A 17,978-nucleotide genomic window follows, 5' to 3' on the forward strand; every position below is an offset into this window, starting at 1 on the left:
GATAAAGTGAAGTTGAATTTTTTTATTTTTTTCTTCAGGAGAAATTAATGAAACACGTGACGATGCGTCAGTTGCGCATCTTCGTGACGGTCGCCAAGGAGGGGGCGATCACCAAAGCGGCGGAGCGTCTGTTTTTGACGCCACCCGCGGTATCGATGCAGATCAAGGAGTTGGAGACGCAGATCGGGATGGCGCTCTTCGAGCGTAACGCGCGGCGTTTCGAATTGACGACGGTGGGGGAGTATTTTCTTCTGTATGCCAAAAAAATTCTTGATCTGGTGACCGAAGCCGAAGAGCTCGCGAAACGGTTGCAAGAAGGTGCGGTTGGCGAGCTGAAGATCGGGATGGTGAGTACCGCGCAATATTTCGTCCCGCAAATGCTCGGGGATTTCCGTCGCGAGCACCCGGGTATCTCGTTGTCGTTGCGGGTGGGCAACCGCGCGCAAGTGGTGGCGATGTTGGAGTCGCGCGAAATCGACATCGCGGTGATGGGGCGTCCCCCAGAAGGGTTTGCGGTGCGCGCCGAAGCGTTCGCGGGTCATCCGAGTGGGTTCGTTGCCCCGCCCGACCATCCGTTGGCGGATGAAACGCGTTCGATCGACCCCAAGGTCATCCGCCGCGAACCGTTGATCGTGCGCGAGGCGGGGTCGGGAACCCGGGCCGCGATGGATCTCTTTTTCGCCGAGCGGCGGGTGACACCGACGGTCGCGATGCAGATGGAGAGCAACGAAGCGATCAAGCAGGCGGTGATCGCCGGCTTGGGGGTCGCGTTTCTCTCCTTGCATACGGTGGGGGGCGAATTGGCGCGGGGTGAACTCAAGGTGATCCCGGTGCGCGGCACACCGGTGGTGCGCTCTTGGTATGTCGTGCACCGCACGAGTCAGTTCGTTGCGCCCACCGTCGAAGCGTTTCGCTATTTTCTGCTCGAGCGGGGGCAGAGCTTTTTGCAGCAGCACTTTCCCCACGTTGCCGCGATTTGCGAAAGGTTGGGGGCGGCCTAGGGCACAAAAAAGCAAGCGGTACGCTACCGCCCCAGACTGTAGAACTCGTCGTTCGGCCGCATCGCGCTCATGTTCGCCAAGCGATTGCTCATCGCAAAAAAGGCGGCAATCGCACCGATTTCCCAAATGTCGTCTTGGGTGAACCCGTGGGCGATGAGCGGCTCCCAGTCGGCTTCGGTGATGCGGGCAGAGTCGAGCGCCACTTTCATCGCGTAGTCGAGCATCGCCCGCTGCCGTGGGGTGATCTCGGCACGACGGTAGTTGGTGGCGATCTGCTCCGAAAGGCGCGGATTTTTGCTGCGCACGCGCAGGATCGCACCGTGGGCGACCACGCAATAGAGGCAGTCGTTCGCCGCGGAGGTGGCGACGACGATCATCTCTTTATCCGCTTTGCTGAGGTTCGAGGGGCGCTCCATCAGCGCATCGTGGTAGGCGAAGAAGGCGCGAAATTCTTCGGGACGCGCCGCCAGCGCCAAGAAGACGTTGGGGATGAAGCCCGATTTTTCGGCCACCTTTTCGATCCGTTCGCGGATATCGGCAGGGAGCGCGTCGAGGGTTTCGGGGACGGGGAAGCGGCTGATCGGGTTTTGTTGTTGCGCTGACACGGTTTTTCCTCCTCCTGGTACGATTGGAATCTTGCCCAATGCTACCATCCCCGTATCCCTCAGGCTAGAGGGTAACGATCTTCAACGTGTTGCTGCCGCCGGGTTGCCCCATCGGTTCGCCGAAAGTGACCGCGATCGTTTCCCCTGGTGCAGCCCAGCCGTTCGACACAAGGAGCGTGCGTATCTGTGTGAGGAGCATTGCCGGGTCGGACGCGGGGTTCAGGTCGAAGCGAACTGGCGTGACTTGGCGAAAGAGGGTGAGGTGGCCGAAGGTCACCGGGTCGGGGGTGAGGGCGTAGATGGGGAGAATGCTCGCGATGCGGCTCATCCAGAGTGCGGTCGCGCCCGATTGGGTGAGCGCGACGATCGCTTTCACCCCTAGGTGGTAGCCCGACCAGACGGCGGAGACCGCGATCGCTTCGTCGACGCGGTGAAAACGCCGCCCCAGGAGCTCCTGGTCGAGGTGGGCGTCGTTCGACGCGTCGGCTTCGGCGCAGACGCGCGCCATCGCTTCGACTGCCTCGACCGGGTACTGGCCCGCTGCGGTTTCGGCCGAGAGCATCACCGCGTCGGTGCCGTCGAGCACCGCGTTCGCGACGTCGGAGACTTCGGCGCGGGTCGGGACGGGGCTATGCACCATCGATTCCATCATCTGGGTGGCGGTGATCGACAGGCGGTTCATTTCCCGTGCGCGGCGCAGGATGCGCTTTTGTAGCGCCGGGACTGCGGCGTCGCCGACTTCGACCGCGAGATCGCCGCGCGCGACCATCACCCCGTCGCTCGCCTCCAGAATCGCGTCGAGGTTAGCGATCGCTTCGACCCGTTCGATTTTGGCGATCAAACGGGCACGGCTCCCGGCAGCGCGCGCCAAGTGCCGCGCTTCGTGCATCTCTTCGGCGTGCTTGACGAAAGAGACCGCGAGGTAATCGACGCCGATTTCGGCAGCGAGCGCGATATCGGCACGGTCTTTCGCAGTGAGCGCTGGCGCCGAAAGCCCGCCACCCAGTTTGTTGATCCCTTTGTGGTTCGAGAGGGTGCCGCCAACAAGCACCTGCGTGATGAGCGCGTCTGCGCACTTTTCGACGATCTGCAAGCGAATTTTGCCGTCGTCGAGGAGCAAGATGTCGCCGACCTCGACGTCGTCGATCAGTTCCGGGTAGTCGAGCCCAACCCGGGTGGCGTCACCCGGGGCGAGGTCGCAGTCGAGCCGAAAGCGTTGCCCTTTGCTCAGAGTAACAGCGTTGGTGGTGAACCGGCCGATGCGGATTTTCGGTCCTTGGAGGTCGCCCAGGATGCCAACGGGGCGTTGGGTCTGCTGTGCGAGCGCGCGCACGAGCGACGCCCGGGCGCGGTGCTCGTCCGCGGTTCCGTGCGAAAAGTTGAGGCGAACGACGTCGACGCCGGCAAGGAGCAGCCGTTCGAGCGTGGCGGGATCGCTCGAAGCGGGGCCTAGCGTCGCGACGATTTTGGTGTGGCGCATCTTCCGTTTCCGTAAGTGAGATGAAAGTCGATGGTGATCCGTTCCGGTGCAAATAGGCGAAAACGATTGTCGGCGAAATGTTGGTGTTCGGGGTGGGTGCGGAAATGAGCAAGCGCCTCTGGGGTGGCAAACGTCATCGTCCAGAGGTAAGGATAGGAGGCATTGGGGGTTTCGGCAACCCCGGCGGCGATGCGCCAGACTCCAGGGAGCGCCCCGAGCGTTGCAACCCCGTCTGTTTGCATCGCCGTAACGTCCGGGGCGTCTTCTGCCCAGCGGAAAAAGATCACGTGCTCGACCGGTTCGATGCGCGGTGCCGCAGCGCCTGCCGCTTCGGCACGCCCCGCCGCACCCCAGACGCGGCAGGTGCGTTCCACTTCAGCGGCGATCGCCGCCCGCGCAGCAAGGCGCTGTTCGTCCCAGCGCCGAGAGTCGGTAGCCGCTGCTGCTGCCGTTTCGACCAGTGCGGTATAGTAATTGATCTTGTTCGCGCCCGCGGCAACGAGCGCGCGAAACTGTTCGTCCGAAAGGCCAGTGCCACCATGGATCACGAGTGGCGTTGCGGGCAAGCGGGCGCGGATTGCAGCAAGCCGTTCCAAGTCGAGTTGCGGTTCGCCGCGAAAGCGGCCATGCACGGTGCCGATCGAGACCGCGAGCCAGTCGCAACCGGTCTCGGTGACGAACGCTTCGGCCTCTTCCGGTTCCGTATAGCGGACAGCTCCCGGGTGGAGTTCGGCGTCTTTTCCTTCCTCTCCAGGAACATAACCGACTTCGGCCTCCAGGGGGAGTCCGACGGCGTGGGCAAGCTCAGAGGCGCGGCGCGTCAGCGCAACGTTTTCTGCCCATTCGAGGTGCGAACCGTCGATCATCAAACTGGTGTATCCGAGTTGCGTCGCGCGAACCAGACGGTCGAGCGTCGTGCCGTGGTCGTAGTGGATCGCAACCGGAACGGATGCGGTGGCAGCTGCTTCGACGGTGGCCGCAAGCAGGGTGGCTTCGTCGAATTGGTCGGTGTGAACCTCGGCGATGCTGATCAGCACGGGGGCCTCAGCACGCTGGGCACCCTGTAGGACGCCTTCGAGCATCGTGGTGTCGAGGATGTCGTAGGCACCGATCGCGTAGCAGTTCGCGACGGCGTGTTGCAAGAGGGCTTTGGCTGCGACGAGCACGGTGTGGGCTCCTCTTCGGTATGGTTCCCCCTCAGGCGGCTGTGGTAGATGGCACGGCGCTCGCAGCCCAGCGCGTCAGCAAGGCCCAGGTGACGACCCCTTCGCCGCGCCCCTGGGGGGTGCGGAGCCAACGTGCCGGAAGGTCATGTTCCCCGAGGTGGTCGACCACCGCAAAGGCGCTGGGATACTCTGGCGCTTTGCCGTATTCGCTTTCGGTGACGAGTACCGGGATTCCCGCGGCGGCAGCGGCTTGCGCACCGTGCGCGGTGTCTTCGATCGCGATCGCCTCACTGGGCGCAATGTCCAAGCGCGCAAGGGCGACGCGGTAAGCCTGCGGATCGGGCTTTTTCTGCGGTGCTTCGCGCGCGGTGATCCAAGTGGCGAAAGGGGGCGCGTCGTCAGGCCACAACGCCGCGAGCAGTGCGGCGATGTTTTCCGGGCTGGTGGTGGTGACGATCGCGATGCGGGCACCGCTTGCGGCGGCTTCCTGCGCCAGGCGAACGACGCCGGGGCGCAACGGCAGCGCGCCCTGCGCGAGCATCTGCGCGTAGCGCGCGTTCTTGTCGCGGTGAATCGTCGCAATGGTATCGGGGGCGAGGACGATTCCAGCGGCTTCGTGCGGATAGGCGCTTTGAAAGTGGGCGATCCGTTCGCGGCCGCCCGCAACGCGCAGCAGTTCGGCGTAGCGCTGTGGCGTCCACCGCCAGGGAAGCTTTGCTGCGGCGAACGCTTCGTTGAAGGCGCGGCGGTGGAGCGCTTCGGTTTCAGCGAGGGTACCGTCGACGTCGAAGAGTAGGGCTTTGACCATAAGAAGTCCTTGTCAGCGAGTCAGCGCCGCAAAAAGCCGCGGCAACCGTTCGGGAAGTTTGTCCACCCGGTCGATCACGGTGTAGTGTTTGCCGAAGATCTGCGCGACGTAACGGTCGGCTCCGGGGTCGAGGGTGAGGCAGTAGGTATAGACGCCGTTTCCCCAGAGTTCATCGACGGCACGGCGCGCGTCTCGCCGCAGGTGGTTGGGGTCGCGCTCGTCGATATCGGCCGGTTCGCCGTCGGTGACGAGCAAAAGGAGCTTGCGCTTTTGCGGTTGCTGCTTGAGCAACGTCCCGGCGTGGCGCAACGCCGCGCCCATGCGCGTGGAAAACGCGCCGTTGATGCCCGCAAGCCGCTTTTTCGCGTTCTCGCCCCACCGTTCGCAGAACCGTTTGATCGGGTAGAGGCGTACGTCTTCGCGTCCATCGGAATGGAAACCGAGAATCGCAAGCGGATCGCCGATGCGTTCGATCGCTTCGGCCAGAAGCAGCGTCGCGGCGCGGGTGGCGTCGAGCACCGAATGGTGCGCGCCGTGCGGCGTGTCGTTCGTCGACGCCGAGAGGTCGAGGAGCAGGCAGACCGCGATGTCGCGTTTAAGCAGCTTATGGCGCAACGTGATCCGTGGGTCGAAGGGTAGCCCCGCGCGGGCGTGGACCATTGCGTCGATCGCCGGGGTGAGGTCGAGTTCGTCGCCATCTTCGAGTTTGCGCTCGCGCTGTACCCCTTGCGGGCGCAGCCGTTCGACGATTTTCCGTAGCCGCTTTACCACCGGCAAGTGTTCACGGTAGAGGGCGTCGAGCGGTTCGAGTTCGCCCAACGGCGCAGGGTATTCGAAGCAACTGACCCAGTCCGGTCGATAGCATTGGGCGCGCTCGTCCCATTCGTCGTAGAAGAAGGGGCCAGCGATGCGCGGGCTGCCGAATTTTTCCTGAAAGGTGATGCCGTCGTCGTCGTAGATTGGGGTGGCGGGAACCCAGATTTCGTCGGGGGTGTCGCTCTGGGTTTCGGTGTCGACCTCGTTGATGAATTCCATCAGCGGAACGATGCGCCGCAGCGGCTGGCGCCGCATCGCGTGGAGTTTCCGGGTCAGCGACTCAGCGTCGAAGTGCCAGACGATCCGGTTGTCGTCGCGGTAACCCAGCGGGAGCGCTTCGACGTCGCGAGCCATCGGGGTGCCGGCGTCGGTGGCTTCGAGCGCGGCGCGCAGGGGTTCGAGCAGCATCCGCACGTGCTTTCGGCTCGCTTCTGCAGGGCAGGCGAACGCATCGACGATGCGCTCGGCGCACGCGGCAAGCGGTTCCGGTAGCGGCGCGTCGACGGGGTCGGTGCGCCAGCCCCAATGGCGGTAACAGCGGTCTATGAGCGTAAGCAGCCACTGCGCCGCAGGATGGCGGTTTGGGGGTGGGGCACTGTGGCGGGCGAGTTCGGCCCACGCGTGGCCAAGGCCAGGGAAGGCCTGGGCGGCGGCATATTCGACGCGCAGGTCTTCGAGAAAACCGTAGAGTGCGCGTTCGAGCGAACCCAAGCCGCGCGGATCATGCGCGCCGCCGCCATAGACGAGGTGCGCCGCCATGTGGGCGGCGATCGCGCGATAGACGGCGGCCCCATCCAGCGCGCCGACGCGATCGACGGCGTCTGGAAGGTGGAGGACGAAGTCGTCGACGAACGGACGGAACTCGTTGCGGTCGGCCTGGGCGGGTTTGAGCCAGAAGTCGCGTCCCCAAAGCGCACGCAGGTAGGCGTTGAGTTTGCGGTGGCTGTCGACGAAGAGGGTGCCCCGCCGCTCCTCCTGCAGCTTCGCTTTCGCTTCGGCGCTTTCGAGCGAAAAGTAGGCGGTGAGCGCTGCGGTGTCTTGACGGTGGAGTTCGGCGCCGAAGAGCGCCCAGCGGCGCAAACCCCCAAGCGTCAAGGTATCCAGAAGCGGTTCGAGATGGGCAAAGAGCGGGCGCAACGCGCGTGGGGCGAGGCTCGCCAATTGGTGGACGAAGGTGAGGTAGTTCGTGAAGAGGTCGGCGTCGCCAAGCCGCCGTGCAACCAAGGGAAGGGTGGCCAGGAACCGTTCGATCACTTCGCCCGAGGTCATCGAAGCTAATTTCGCCGCTTCACGCCGAGCTGCTTCCGCCGCGTCTTCGCCAACTTCCCGCGCGACCGCAGGTGCGGCTTCCAGGTAGGCGAGCGCAAGTTTTTCGCCCCGTCCCAGGTTGAGGAGCGCTTCCACCCCGCGGCGGTAGTATTCGCAACCCGCGGGGGAAAAGTGCTTGGGCGCTTCCAGCGCGAAGCGCACGACCAGTTCGCGGTGGGGTTCGGCAAAGCGCGCGACGAGCGCTTCCCATTCGGTGGGCGGTTGCATCGCTTCGCTCCTTGGGTTTCCGTTCAGGCAAAGAGCGTTTGCGCGGCGGCGCGCAGCGCGTCACGCAGGTCGGGGTCGTCGGTGATCGGGCAGATGAGCGCCATTTCGCACGCGATGAGCGGCGCGATCCCTTTGGTGATCAGCGACCCGGCATAGACGAGGAGCCGTGTGGAGATCCCTTCGTCGAGCCCGTGCCCTTTGAGGTGGCGCGAACGGATCGCCACCTCGACTAGCTTTTTCGCAGTGGCCGCATCGACGCGCGATTCGTGCGCGACGATCTCGCTCTCCACTTCCGGCGCGGGATAGTCGAAGTCCATCGCCGCGAAGCGCTGCTTGGTCGAGGTTTTGAGATCCTTCATCGCCGATTGATACCCGGGGTTATAAGAGATCACGATCTGAAAGTCCGGGTGGGCTTCGACCACTTCCCCTTTTTTGTCGAGCGGCAGGATGCGGCGATGGTCGGTGAGCGGGTGGATTACCACGGTGGTGTCTTGCCGCGCTTCGACCACTTCGTCGAGGTAGCAGATCGCTCCGATGCGCGCCGCGGTGGTGAGTGGTCCGTCTTGCCAGCGGGTGCCCTCTTTGTCGAGGAGAAAACGGCCGACGAGGTCGGCAGCGGTCATGTCTTCGTTGCACGCGACCGTGATGAGGGGTTTGCCGAGCTTCCACGCCATGTATTCGACGAAGCGTGATTTGCCACAGCCAGTGGGGCCTTTCAGCATCATCGGGATGCGGTTCGCGTACGCGGCTTCGAATCGTTCGATTTCGTCACCGACCGCATGGTAATAGGGTTCAGAATGGACGAGGTACTGGTTGCGAAGGTCCATAGCAGGCCTCCTCTCAGCAATGCAGCAAGTAACGCCCCGGGGCACGCGAGCGACCCGGGGCAGCTTTCGATTACTGCGCCGGACGGTAGACGAGCATCGCGGTGCCCTGCGTCTGGCGAATGTTGTCGTAGCCGATCAATTTGATCAGATGGTTCGGGTTGGAGCGTTTGCACGCTTCGATTTCGGCGATGATCTTGTCGACGTCGGTTTCACCGAACATCGGCAATTTCCACATGTACCAGTAGTGGAGTATCGCGTTTTCCGGCTCGCAATGTTCGATTGCCGGGTTCCACCCTTTACTGACGATGTATTCGATCTGCTTGCGGATCTCCTCAGCGCTCATCTGCGGCAGGTAGGAGAAGGTCTCGAAGCGTTTGCTCTTCGGGTCGTTCAAGCGGCTGGGGTAGTCTTGCACGTCCCGGATCATATCTTGTGTTTCGCTCATCGTTGGCTCCTTTAGCGGTGTTGCACGTCGAGTTTATCGACGGTGTCGAAATCGAATTTGACCTCTTTCCAGGTCTCCATCGCAACCTTGAGTTCCGGACACGATTTCGCGGCTTCGGTGAGGATCTCGCGCCCCATCTTCTCGATCGGCAAGCCTTCGTTGCGCGCTTTGACGCACGCTTCAAGCGCGACGCGGTTCGCGCACGCACCGGCGGCGTTCCCCCACGGGTGGCCGATCGTGCCGCCACCGAATTGCAGCACCGAGTCGTCACCGAAGATCGAAACGAGCGCGGGCATGTGCCAGACGTGGATCCCGCCGGAAGCGACCGGGAACATCCCCGGCATCTGCCCCCAGTCTTGGTCGAAGAAGATGCCGCGGCTTCGGTCGGCCTTGACGTAGCGGTCGCGCATCAGGTCGATCCAGCCGAGGGTCGCGGCGCGGTCACCTTCGAGCTTGCCGACTACGGTACCGGAGTGGAGGTGATCGCCGCCGATGAGCCGCATGATTTTTGCGAGCACGCGGAAGTTGATCCCGTGTTTCGGGTTGCGGTCGATCACCGCGTGCATCGCACGGTGGACGTGGAGCAACATCCCGTTGTCGCGGCACCATTTCGACAAGCTTTGCGTCGCAGCCCAGCCGACGGTGAGGTAGTCGATCATGATGATCGGGGTGCCGATCTCTTTCGCGAATTCGGCGCGCTTGTAGATCTCTTCCATCGTCGGGCCGGTCACGTTCATGTAGTGGCCCTTGCGCTCGCCGGTTTCCGCTTGCGCCTTCTCGATCGCTTCCTGGCAGAAGAGGAAGCGGTCGCGCCAACGCATGAAGGGTTGCGAGTTGACGTTTTCGTCGTCTTTGGTGAAGTCGAGTCCACCGCGCAGACACTCATAGACCGCACGGCCGTAGTTCTTCGCCGAAAGGCCGAGTTTCGGTTTGATGGTGCAGCCCAAAAGCGGACGGCCGTATTTGTTGAGTTTGTCACGCTCCACATAGATGCCATGGGGTGGCCCAGGGCAGGTGGTGACGAACCAGAGGGGGATCCGAACGTCTTCAAGGCGCAGGCTGCGCACCGCTTTGAAGCCGAAGACGTTGCCGACGAGCGACGTGAAGACGTTCACCACCGATCCCTCTTCGAAGAGTCCCATCGGGTAGGCGATGAACGCGTAGAAGGCCTCGTCGTCGCCAGGAACGTCTTCGATCGCGTAGGCGCGCCCTTTGTAGTAGTAAAGGTCGGTCAACAGGTCGGTCCAGACGGTGGTCCAGGTGGCGGTGGAGGATTCCGCAGCGACCGCAGCCGCAGCCTCTTCGCGCGGAACGCCCGGTTGCGGCACGATCTTGAACACGGCAAGGAAATCGGAATCTTTGGGAACGTAGGTCGGTTCCCAATAGGTTTCGCGGTACTCTTTTACCCCCGCTTCGTAACGTTTGGGTTGGCTCATCGGTAACCTCCTGACTGGTGGATCGTTCATGCGCCGTGGGGCGCTGAGAAGAACTATACGGCAGAATGTTTTTTTTGTAAATTTTATTGTTTTGTCTATTTTTTTAATTTTTACTGAATAATGGCCCATTCGATGTGGTGCGCGGAGCGGGTGGCTGCTTCCTAAAAGTGGTGTCGTCTGCGGGACGATCGCCACGCCGTTATAATTGCAGCCACATTATGGGAGTGTTGGCTATGAGCGAACGGTGGCGCCCCGGTTTGACGGTGGCGGCGGTGATCGAACGCGAAGGGCAGTTTCTGCTGGTTGAGGAAGAGACGCCAGAAGGGGTGCGCTTCAACCAACCCGCTGGCCATGTCGAACCGGGTGAGACGTTGGTCGCGGCGGTGGTCCGTGAGACATTGGAAGAGACGCGATTTCATTTCACCCCGAAAGCGGTGGTGGGGGTCTACTTGTGGCAAAAGCCCGGGTCCGAGACCGCGTATCTGCGTTTCGCGTTCAGTGGTCAGTTGGGGACTGAGGAGCCGAACCGCGCGCTCGACTCCGGGATCATTCGCCCGGTGTGGTTGTCGCGCGACGAGGTCGCAGCGCTCGCGCAAGCCGGGCGAACCCGCAGTCCGTTGGTTTTGGCAGTGATCGACGATTGGCTTGCGGGGCGTCGCTACAGCCTCGATGTGGTTCGGTTGTGGCGGGACGGAGTTGGGTTGGTCGTGTGACGGTGTGCGGATCGCCGCAGCCTGTTGGATGCGCCTGTTCGTTGCGAATTGCTGGATAACGGAGTATCGAGGAACACGATGACGCAAGAACACGGGGCCACGGTGGTGGCCGAGTTGGGATTGACCGAAGCGTGGCAGACGATTCCCGAGGGGGAGGGTCGCCATGTGGTCGTGGGGCTTTCCGGTGGCGTCGATTCGGCGGTCACCGCCTGGTTGCTCAAAACGCGCGGTTGGCGTGTCACCGGCGTCTTCATGAAAAATTGGGAGGACGACGATACCGAAACCCATTGCACGAGCCGTGCCGACTGGATCGACGTGGTGAGCGTCGCTGATCGGTTGGCGATCGAGGTCGAGCACGTCAATTTTGCGGCGCAATACCGCGAACGGGTCTTTCAGGAATTCCTCGACGAGTATGCGGCAGGGCGTACGCCGAATCCCGACATCCTCTGCAATTCGGAGATCAAATTCGCCGCGTTTTTGGATTACGCATTGGGGTTGGGTGCCGAGGCGATCGCGACCGGCCACTACGCGGCGGTTCGTCCGTGGCGCAATGAGGATGGTTCGGTGACCTATCAGCTCCTGAAAGGAACCGATAGCACCAAGGATCAGAGTTACTTCCTGTACCGCCTCAATCAGGCGCAACTCAGCAAAGCGCTCTTTCCCTTAGGGGCGTTCTACAAACGGGACGTGCGTAGGCTGGCGAAAGCGATCGGTTTGCCGGTCGCGGAGAAAAAGGACTCGACCGGGATCTGCTTCATCGGGGAGCGGTCGATGCGGACCTTCTTGAGCCGCTATTTGGTAGCGCAACCCGGGGAGATTCGTGACCTGGAAACGGGCCAGGTCCTGGGGCAGCACGCAGGGTTGATCTACTACACGCTGGGGCAGCGTCAAGGGTTGGGCATTGGGGGCGTCAAGGGGCGCGACACGGACGGGAACCACCAACCATGGTTCGTCGCGAAGAAAGATTTGGCGAACAATGTGCTCTATGTGGTCCGCGGTCACGACCATCCGGCGCTTTTCGCCGATCGCTTGCGTGCGGTTCGTTGCCATTGGATCAGTGGTCGTTTACCGCATACCCATTGGGTCTACAGCGCGAAACCGCGTTACCGAACGACCGATGCGCCGTGCGAGATCGAAGCCGTTTCGGAGGCCGGCGAGATGACGCTGGCGTTTGCCACACCGCAGTGGGCATTGACGCCCGGGCAGAGCGTCGTCGTCTATGAGTCGCGGGTCTGTTTAGGCGGTGGCGTGATCGACAGTGCCATGTCCGCCGAGGGGTGAGCCCACCGAAGCAGTTACTGCCGAAGCCGGTTGCGGGACGGCTGCGAGGGAGAACGGGGCGGTTGCGCGGTCGCCAACGATCAGATGGTGGGTGGTGATCTGCAGCTGCCCGGACGCGAAGTGTTCGCACCGCTCCAAGAATTGTTCGGTGCTCTTCGGCATCGGGGTGCGCGCGCGGGTGATGTGCGAGATGAGCGCCTGACCGTCGCGAACGAGCCGCTCCCCGTCGGCGATCAAGAGCAGTTCTTCACGAGACGGGGGATGGTTGAGTCGCGGTTTGTAGTGGAGCACGTTTTCACTGGCTACGACGAATTCGGACCAGACTTCGAAAATCTCGGGGTCGGTTCGTAGCGTCTCGACTTTGACTTTGGCAGCGGTGGCCAACCGGTGCAGATGCGCAGTCAACCCCTGGAAAAAGGGGTGGGTGCCGATGGTTCGTACCATGGTGTCGACGATGCGGTCGATATCGCGCATCGTCCAGGCGATTTTGAGGTAGCGCGTTTCATAGAAATCGGCAATCGGCACCGAAAAGGCGCGAAAAGGTTCGCCCCACAGTTCGTCGATCCCCTCTTCGCCGCTGCGGTGTAACACAAGGCGGCCGAGCGCAAGCGCTTCTCTGAGGCAATTGCCGCATTCGCGCATCAGTTCGTTCGACGAGCTGATCTGGACGCCCTGTTCCTGGAGTTCGACCAGATGGGTGAAGATGTCGGTGGCGCGGTTGAAGAGCGCACCTGCGAGCATCGCGCCTTTGACCCGCTTCTTTTGCGGGTCGGTTTCGCTTTCGAATGCGGCACGCGCCTCCTCCAGCCGTTTGCCCGGGACGTTGAGGCCATGTTCGACGTGGTTGAAGAGTCGCCGGGTCAGGTCGCGAATCAGCGTCTTTCGTGCCCACAGTTCATCTTTCGGGATCGGGTAGGTCTTGACCCAATACCCGTCGTAATAGACCCGTTCGACGCCGTCGATGACGCGGCGAGTACCGTTTTCTACCAGGGACATGGCGGTTTCGGTCCATTCGCTCTGATGGAACGAGTGTACTCCGGTTGATGCTGCGCTGCAATATGTCCCTGCCCCCTCATTCTGCAAGGTCCGGATGGATCACCGCGCGCAATTGGACTGGCCGCGGGTGGAAGGGGCGGACGCGGAACCACCAAAGGCTGGCCCGAGGGAAAGCCCAGGGTAGGGGCGATTCGGTCAAGAGATACGCCGCAGTCTGCCCGATCCAGGGTTGGTGACCAACCAAGAGGAGCGACCGTTGTGGGTTCGGCCATCCGAGTACGTCGAGAACGCGGCTCACCGGCGAACCCGGCGCGATCGCGGGTTCGGTGGTGAAATGCGCAGCGAAGTGTTGCAGGGTTTCTTGCGCGCGCCGCGCGGGGGAGGCAAGCAGCGCCAGATTTTTCGGCGCATGGCGTTGCAACCAGTGCGCGACGCGCTTCGCCTGTGTGTGTCCTTCCGGTGTCAGGGGGCGAGCCAAGTCGTCGTCGAATCCCGCTTCGGCTTCGGCGTGGCGCCAAAGCAACAGGTCGATCACGGTGGTCATTTCGTCGTTTCCTCCCAAGATTCGTGAAACCAGGTGCGCAAATCGTTTCTGAGCGTTTCGCATGGCAATACCGAGCGCGCATGGTGCCACGCGAGCACCGCGGCAGCGCCAACCGCCAGCCGGTCGCTGCGGCGCAGATAGGGGGCGAGCTGGTGCTGCGCGCCCTCCCAGTCTTGGGCGGCGCCAAGGAGATCGAGCGCATGTTTGACGCGCGCCATTTCCCGCCGGTAGGCCCGTTTGGGAAGGAGCGCGCGGCTCCATTCCAGCAGGTAGCGCCACGATTTGAGCGCGATGCGAACCCGATGGCGGCGCTCGGAAGTGGGATCGGCTTCCCACTGGTCGATACGGTGACGGACGCGGCGGCGGGTTCGGTGCCAGAGGGTGCGTACGAACGGTTCCAGGGGGTCGGAAGAGAAGCTCGATGGTTTTGCGGCAAGAAGGCGCAGGCTCGTGTCAAGCCAGAGCTGTCCGAGTGCGCGGTAGGGAAGCGCAGCGGCACGGTGGCAGGGTGGATGGAGGACTTCGGCCAGGCACGCGATCTCCTGCTGTGCCACCGGGCACGCAGTGTGTGCCGGGCGGATGATCGCATCGACGAGCACGTCACGATCACGCCGTGTGCCCAATGGGCGCGCCACGGATGCGATGTACGCGCGCAGCGCATCGGCAAGTGGCGCGCCAAGCCACGGTGCGAAATGGGCGAGCAGCGTGCGGCTGCGCCGCAGCGCAATGCGCAGTTGATGCAGCGCTTCTGGGTCGTGGTGTTGGGCGTACAAGGTCATGTTGGCGCCACCATGGGCGACGCAGGACCACCACGCGGTGAAAAAAGCGTCCGCGATCGACATCTCGGCAGACCACCGGGGCGGTTTGGTTTTGAATGCGGTTGCGGCGTCGCCTGTAAGGAGCGCAAAGCCCCGGGCCGCTTTGGAACGAGGTTCCGGCCAGAGCGCCACCGTTTCGGCAAGGGTTCGCGCGAATTCCAAAAGGGAGGGGAATGGTGCAGTGGGGCTTTCGATTTCGAGCTCGCACAGTGGCACCGTTTGAGTGCCGGTGGTGATCACGCCGCGGTCGAATGCCACTTCCGCTTCGCCGCCTACCAATGCGATCGGCCAGGTGGTGCGGCGAAAGCGGGTCGACAGGATGGGGCGGAGCTGAAGAGCGGTGTGATGCAGAAGGTCACGAATGGCACGTGGGGCGACCCGTTCGAAGAGCGGTTCCAGCCAGGGCGGGAAAGCGGAAAGCTCCGCAGGTTCCGCAAGTGCCGCTTCGGCGAGCGGAGCGGGTATCGCGCATACCCACTCCCCCCGTTCGGTAAAGCCGCTTTGGTCCGCGCTTTCGGTTTTCACCGTCGCAGAATAGTGGTCCTCGATGCGACGCAGCCGCACCGCGACGCCAGCACGAGCGAGTTGGTGGTCACCGGTGTCGAAGTAGTGGGTTTCGATCTGCCGGGTGGTGGCGGGTGCCGCGGCAAGCAGCGGATGGTTTTTGAGTTTGCCCGCGTCGCGCGGCAAAAGGGAGAGCTTCAATTCACGTTCGGTCGCCATCGATGGCTTTCTCCCAGTGCACCGCTTCAGGGTTACGGTAGGTCCGTTTCGCTGCGCCCAATTTGGACGCAGGCACGGTATGTGCGAAGAGATGGTGCCAAAGTGCTCGGACTGGTTCGGTTCGGTCGGTGATGGTTTCGGCAGGGACGACCGCCGGTTTTTCGTCGAGGCGCAAGCGGTGCTGTTCCCGCCGCAGGTTGCGATAGGCCTCCGCTACCGCTTCGGCGAGGGCCGTGGGGATCAAATGGTGTTTGGCTGCACGCAAAAGCAGCGCGATGTTCCCGGCATTTTCGGCCAGTTCCGGATGGTGCGGCGCATGGGCAAGTACCAGGTATTGCACCAGGAATTCGACATCGATGAGGCCGCCAAAGTCGTGCTTGAGGTTGAATTGACCCGCTTTGGCCGGGTGTTCGGCGCGTATCTTTTCCCGCATCGCAACGATTTCGCCCGCCAAGCGGGTTGTGTCCCGTTCGATCGCCAAGATGAAACGGCGCAGCGCTTCGAAGTGCTTTCCCAGTGCCGGGTCGCCAGCGGCAAAGCGGGCGCGGGTGAGTGCCTGATGCTCCCAGGTCCATGCCGATTCGATGAGGTAATCGACCATGCGAGCGAACGGGGTTGCTGGCAATCCGGATTCGCCGTCGGGGCGGAGCCGCAGGTCGATCTCGAACAGCTCCCCTGCTGCGGTGCGGGTGCTCCACCAGGTGGCGAGCCGCTGCGCGAACCGGCAGTAGCTGTCGAGCGCGTCGGGGTGGTCGTCGTCGAAGAGATAGACCAGATCGAGGTCGCTGGCGTAGCCGAGCTCTTTGCCGCCCAATTTTCCATAGGCGATCACCGCGAAGTGTGGGGTTTCGGTATGGCGACGGCGAAGCGTTTTCCAAACGAAAGGCAGACTTGCGTCGAGCACCGCATCGGCAAGTGCCGAGAGGTGGTCACTGAGCCGTTCGACGGTCAGTCGCCCTGCCAGGTCTTTGAGGAGCAAGCGAAAAAGTTGCGCGTGGTGCGCTTCGCGCAACCAGTTCATCTGCGCTTCGGTATCGTCTGCGCGCAACGCAAGTTGCTCCGTGAGGGCGCGTTGAAATTCGGCCCAATTGGGTACCTCGTCCAACGCACGGGCGTCCAACGCTTCGTCGATCAAGATCGGATGGCGGGCCAAATAGGTGGCGGCCCAGCGGCTGCTCGCAACGATCTTGGCGATCTGCTCGAGCGCTTGCGGGTATTCGTCGAGGAGCGCAAAATAGCTGGTGCGTCCGCCAATGGCTTCGAACAGGTCGATGAGGCGCGCGAGGACCGTATCGGGTGCTGGAAACTGCGCGGCCACGGTGAGTGCGTGCGCCACGATTTGATCGCGGCGGCGGCGCGAAGCGGGTGAGATCGCCTGCAGTCGCGGATGGTTTTTGAGCGCTTCCAAGCGAAGCGCGAGGGGGCGGGGGTCGGCATAGCCCAGCGTTTCCAGAGCCTGAGCGAATTCGTTTTGGTCACCCGCGGCAAACCAAGCGCCGTCGTATGCCTGCTCTGTCTCTTCTTTGCCAAAGAGTGCATCGAACGCTTGGCTGACGAATTCCCGATGTTGATCGAGCGCAGCACGAAACGCATCCCAATCCGCAAACCCCATCGCTTCGGCAAGCAGGGTTTGACGTTCGGTTTCTTTGGGGAGTTCGTGCGTCTGCGCGTCGTGCCAATATTGCAAACGGTGTTCCACACGGCGCAGAAAGCAATATGCGGCATCCAAACCGGCTTGGGTTTCGGGAGTGATCAGCCCGCGTTCGGCAAGCAGGCGCAACACGGTACGCGTCGGCCGAACCTGAAGCGCCGGATCGCGGCCGCCTCGGATGAGCTGATGCACCTGGGCGATGAATTCGATTTCGCGAATGCCCCCGCGCCCCAGTTTGATGTGGTCTTGGCGGTCTTTGCGCGCCACTTCACGGCGGATTTGAGCGTGGAGGTCGCGCACCGCTTCGATCGCGCCGAAGTCGAGATATTTTCGGTAGACGAACGGCCGCGTGAGATTTTCCAACTCCTGCCAACGCTCACCGGTGATCGCTCGGGCTTTGATCCACGCGTACCGCTCCCAGGTACGGCCTTGGGTCATCAGGTAGTCTTCGAGCATCTCGAACGAAACGACGAGTGGGCCGGAGTCCCCATGAGGGCGCAGGCGCATATCGACGCGAAACACCCACCCGTCTCCTGTGGGTTCGGCTAGGGTTTGGATGAGGCGTTTCCCCAATTTGGTGAAAAATTCGGCGTTGCTGATGATCCTGGGGCCAGCCGTTTCCCCCTCTTCGGGATAGACGAACACCAGATCGATGTCGGAAGAGACGTTGAGTTCGCCGCCCCCCAACTTCCCCATCCCTACGATCAGGAGCTCTTGTTCCCACCCCCCTTCCGATTGCGGGCGGCCGGTGCGCTCGGCGAGCGCGGCGTAGTGGTGCTCGTACGCGTGGCGAATGGCACATTCGGCGAAGTGGGTCATTGCGCCGGTGATCTCTTCGAGCGGCGCAGCCAACGCCAGATCGCGTATGGCACAGTGGGAAAAAACCGCGGCGCGCATCTGTCTGAGGCGCGCATCGAGAGGGATTTCGGAAGCGTTCGGCGCAAAAGGAGGGTTTTGCAGAAAATCCTCTAGGATTGCGGTCGTCAGCGGATGCATGACGGTTTTTGCAAGCCACTCTTCAAGCCAAGACCGGGCCGAAAGGAGGTGCGCCAGGTGCGGGGAATAGCGGACGGCTGTCGACAGCCAGCTGGAAAAAGCAACGGTCACGGTCGTTACGTCTCATCCCAAGGGA

15 protein-coding genes are annotated in these 17,978 nt (G+C 62.5%); 3 read left to right on the forward strand and 12 right to left on the reverse strand.

The genetic code is table 11. The features are described from left to right. Positions 1-47 precede the first annotated feature (47 nt). Complete coding sequence (locus ACYQ4Z_RS03265; protein WP_459860029.1) at positions 48-1,001, forward strand: LysR family transcriptional regulator; 954 nt, start codon at positions 48-50, stop codon at positions 999-1,001. Between the two features lie 23 nt (positions 1,002-1,024). Here ACYQ4Z_RS03265 and ACYQ4Z_RS03270 read toward each other — a convergent pair whose 3' ends face one another. The 8 genes from ACYQ4Z_RS03270 to ACYQ4Z_RS03305 all read right to left on the reverse strand — a co-directional run bounded on the left by ACYQ4Z_RS03270 (position 1,025) and on the right by ACYQ4Z_RS03305 (position 10,120). Further along, positions 1,025-1,606, reverse strand: a complete 582-nt coding sequence (locus tag ACYQ4Z_RS03270) for a peroxidase-related enzyme (RefSeq protein WP_459860030.1) — start codon at positions 1,604-1,606, stop codon at positions 1,025-1,027. 64 nt (positions 1,607-1,670) lie between these two features. Continuing rightward, complete coding sequence (gene pyk / locus ACYQ4Z_RS03275; protein WP_119334876.1) at positions 1,671-3,086, reverse strand: pyruvate kinase; 1,416 nt, start codon at positions 3,084-3,086, stop codon at positions 1,671-1,673. Beyond that, the gene (locus tag ACYQ4Z_RS03280) at positions 3,056-4,252 is read right to left on the reverse strand and encodes a class II fructose-bisphosphate aldolase (protein ID WP_459860031.1); all 1,197 of its coding nucleotides are present in this window, start codon (positions 4,250-4,252) and stop codon (positions 3,056-3,058) included. The genes pyk and ACYQ4Z_RS03280 overlap by 31 nt, the downstream gene beginning before the upstream one ends. A 31-nt stretch (positions 4,253-4,283) precedes the next feature. Beyond that, positions 4,284-5,060: an HAD-IA family hydrolase gene (locus tag ACYQ4Z_RS03285; RefSeq protein ID WP_219972491.1), complete on the reverse strand. Its 777-nt coding sequence runs from the start codon at positions 5,058-5,060 to the stop codon at positions 4,284-4,286. A 12-nt stretch (positions 5,061-5,072) separates the two neighbouring features. Further along, on the reverse strand, positions 5,073-7,412 hold the full coding sequence (locus ACYQ4Z_RS03290) for a nitric oxide reductase activation protein NorD (RefSeq protein WP_459860032.1): 2,340 nt from the start codon (positions 7,410-7,412) through the stop codon (positions 5,073-5,075). 23 nt (positions 7,413-7,435) lie between these two features. Further along, positions 7,436-8,239: a CbbQ/NirQ/NorQ/GpvN family protein gene (locus ACYQ4Z_RS03295; protein WP_459860034.1), complete on the reverse strand. Its 804-nt coding sequence runs from the start codon at positions 8,237-8,239 to the stop codon at positions 7,436-7,438. A gap of 70 nt (positions 8,240-8,309) precedes the next feature. Then, positions 8,310-8,663 (reverse strand): ribulose bisphosphate carboxylase small subunit, encoded by a 354-nt coding sequence (locus ACYQ4Z_RS03300; RefSeq protein ID WP_119336071.1) that lies wholly within the window; start codon positions 8,661-8,663, stop codon positions 8,310-8,312. A 32-nt stretch (positions 8,664-8,695) separates the two neighbouring features. Beyond that, positions 8,696-10,120, reverse strand: a complete 1,425-nt coding sequence (locus ACYQ4Z_RS03305) for a form I ribulose bisphosphate carboxylase large subunit (protein WP_119334880.1) — start codon at positions 10,118-10,120, stop codon at positions 8,696-8,698. Between the two features lie 233 nt (positions 10,121-10,353). On the opposite strand from ACYQ4Z_RS03305, the gene ACYQ4Z_RS03310 reads away from it, so the two are divergent. Continuing rightward, positions 10,354-10,833 carry an NUDIX hydrolase gene (locus ACYQ4Z_RS03310; protein WP_119334881.1) on the forward strand — a complete coding sequence of 160 codons (480 nt, stop codon included), beginning with the start codon at positions 10,354-10,356 and terminating at the stop codon, positions 10,831-10,833. 78 nt (positions 10,834-10,911) lie between these two features. Next, entirely contained in the window at positions 10,912-12,114 is a 1,203-nt protein-coding gene (gene mnmA / locus ACYQ4Z_RS03315; RefSeq protein WP_459860035.1) for a tRNA 2-thiouridine(34) synthase MnmA, read from the forward strand. Here the strand turns inward: mnmA and ACYQ4Z_RS03320 are convergent. From ACYQ4Z_RS03320 to glnE, 4 genes are all read right to left on the reverse strand, one after another. Beyond that, a complete protein-coding gene (locus ACYQ4Z_RS03320; protein WP_438438850.1) occupies positions 12,070-13,110 on the reverse strand; it encodes a hypothetical protein in 1,041 nt (346 codons plus the stop codon). The genes mnmA and ACYQ4Z_RS03320 overlap by 45 nt on opposite strands. A gap of 76 nt (positions 13,111-13,186) precedes the next feature. Then, positions 13,187-13,654, reverse strand: coding sequence for a SixA phosphatase family protein (locus ACYQ4Z_RS03325; RefSeq protein WP_217125112.1), 468 nt, complete (start codon positions 13,652-13,654; stop codon positions 13,187-13,189). Next, positions 13,651-15,195, reverse strand: a complete 1,545-nt coding sequence (locus tag ACYQ4Z_RS03330) for a CYTH and CHAD domain-containing protein (protein WP_219972484.1) — start codon at positions 15,193-15,195, stop codon at positions 13,651-13,653. Before ACYQ4Z_RS03330 ends, ACYQ4Z_RS03325 begins: the two co-directional genes overlap by 4 nt. Beyond that, positions 15,179-17,953 carry a bifunctional [glutamate--ammonia ligase]-adenylyl-L-tyrosine phosphorylase/[glutamate--ammonia-ligase] adenylyltransferase gene (gene glnE / locus ACYQ4Z_RS03335; RefSeq protein ID WP_459860036.1) on the reverse strand — a complete coding sequence of 925 codons (2,775 nt, stop codon included), beginning with the start codon at positions 17,951-17,953 and terminating at the stop codon, positions 15,179-15,181. Before glnE ends, ACYQ4Z_RS03330 begins: the two co-directional genes overlap by 17 nt. Positions 17,954-17,978 lie beyond the last annotated feature (25 nt).

The organism is Hydrogenophilus hirschii (assembly GCF_054656675.1).

What these genes read in the sequence shown, in the direction of transcription:
- ACYQ4Z_RS03265 (WP_459860029.1), top strand. Translation starts at nt 48, where the DNA reads ATGAAACACGTGACGATGCGTCAGTTGCGCATCTTCGTGACGGTCGCC.
- pyk (WP_119334876.1), bottom strand. Translation starts at nt 3,086, where the DNA reads ATGCGCCACACCAAAATCGTCGCGACGCTAGGCCCCGCTTCGAGCGAT.
- ACYQ4Z_RS03285 (WP_219972491.1), bottom strand. Translation starts at nt 5,060, where the DNA reads ATGGTCAAAGCCCTACTCTTCGACGTCGACGGTACCCTCGCTGAAACC.
- ACYQ4Z_RS03290 (WP_459860032.1), bottom strand. Translation starts at nt 7,412, where the DNA reads ATGCAACCGCCCACCGAATGGGAAGCGCTCGTCGCGCGCTTTGCCGAA.
- ACYQ4Z_RS03295 (WP_459860034.1), bottom strand. Translation starts at nt 8,239, where the DNA reads ATGGACCTTCGCAACCAGTACCTCGTCCATTCTGAACCCTATTACCAT.
- ACYQ4Z_RS03305 (WP_119334880.1), bottom strand. Translation starts at nt 10,120, where the DNA reads ATGAGCCAACCCAAACGTTACGAAGCGGGGGTAAAAGAGTACCGCGAA.
- ACYQ4Z_RS03310 (WP_119334881.1), top strand. Translation starts at nt 10,354, where the DNA reads ATGAGCGAACGGTGGCGCCCCGGTTTGACGGTGGCGGCGGTGATCGAA.
- mnmA (WP_459860035.1), top strand. Translation starts at nt 10,912, where the DNA reads ATGACGCAAGAACACGGGGCCACGGTGGTGGCCGAGTTGGGATTGACC.
- ACYQ4Z_RS03320 (WP_438438850.1), bottom strand. Translation starts at nt 13,110, where the DNA reads ATGTCCCTGGTAGAAAACGGTACTCGCCGCGTCATCGACGGCGTCGAA.
- ACYQ4Z_RS03325 (WP_217125112.1), bottom strand. Translation starts at nt 13,654, where the DNA reads ATGACCACCGTGATCGACCTGTTGCTTTGGCGCCACGCCGAAGCCGAA.
- ACYQ4Z_RS03330 (WP_219972484.1), bottom strand. Translation starts at nt 15,195, where the DNA reads ATGGCGACCGAACGTGAATTGAAGCTCTCCCTTTTGCCGCGCGACGCG.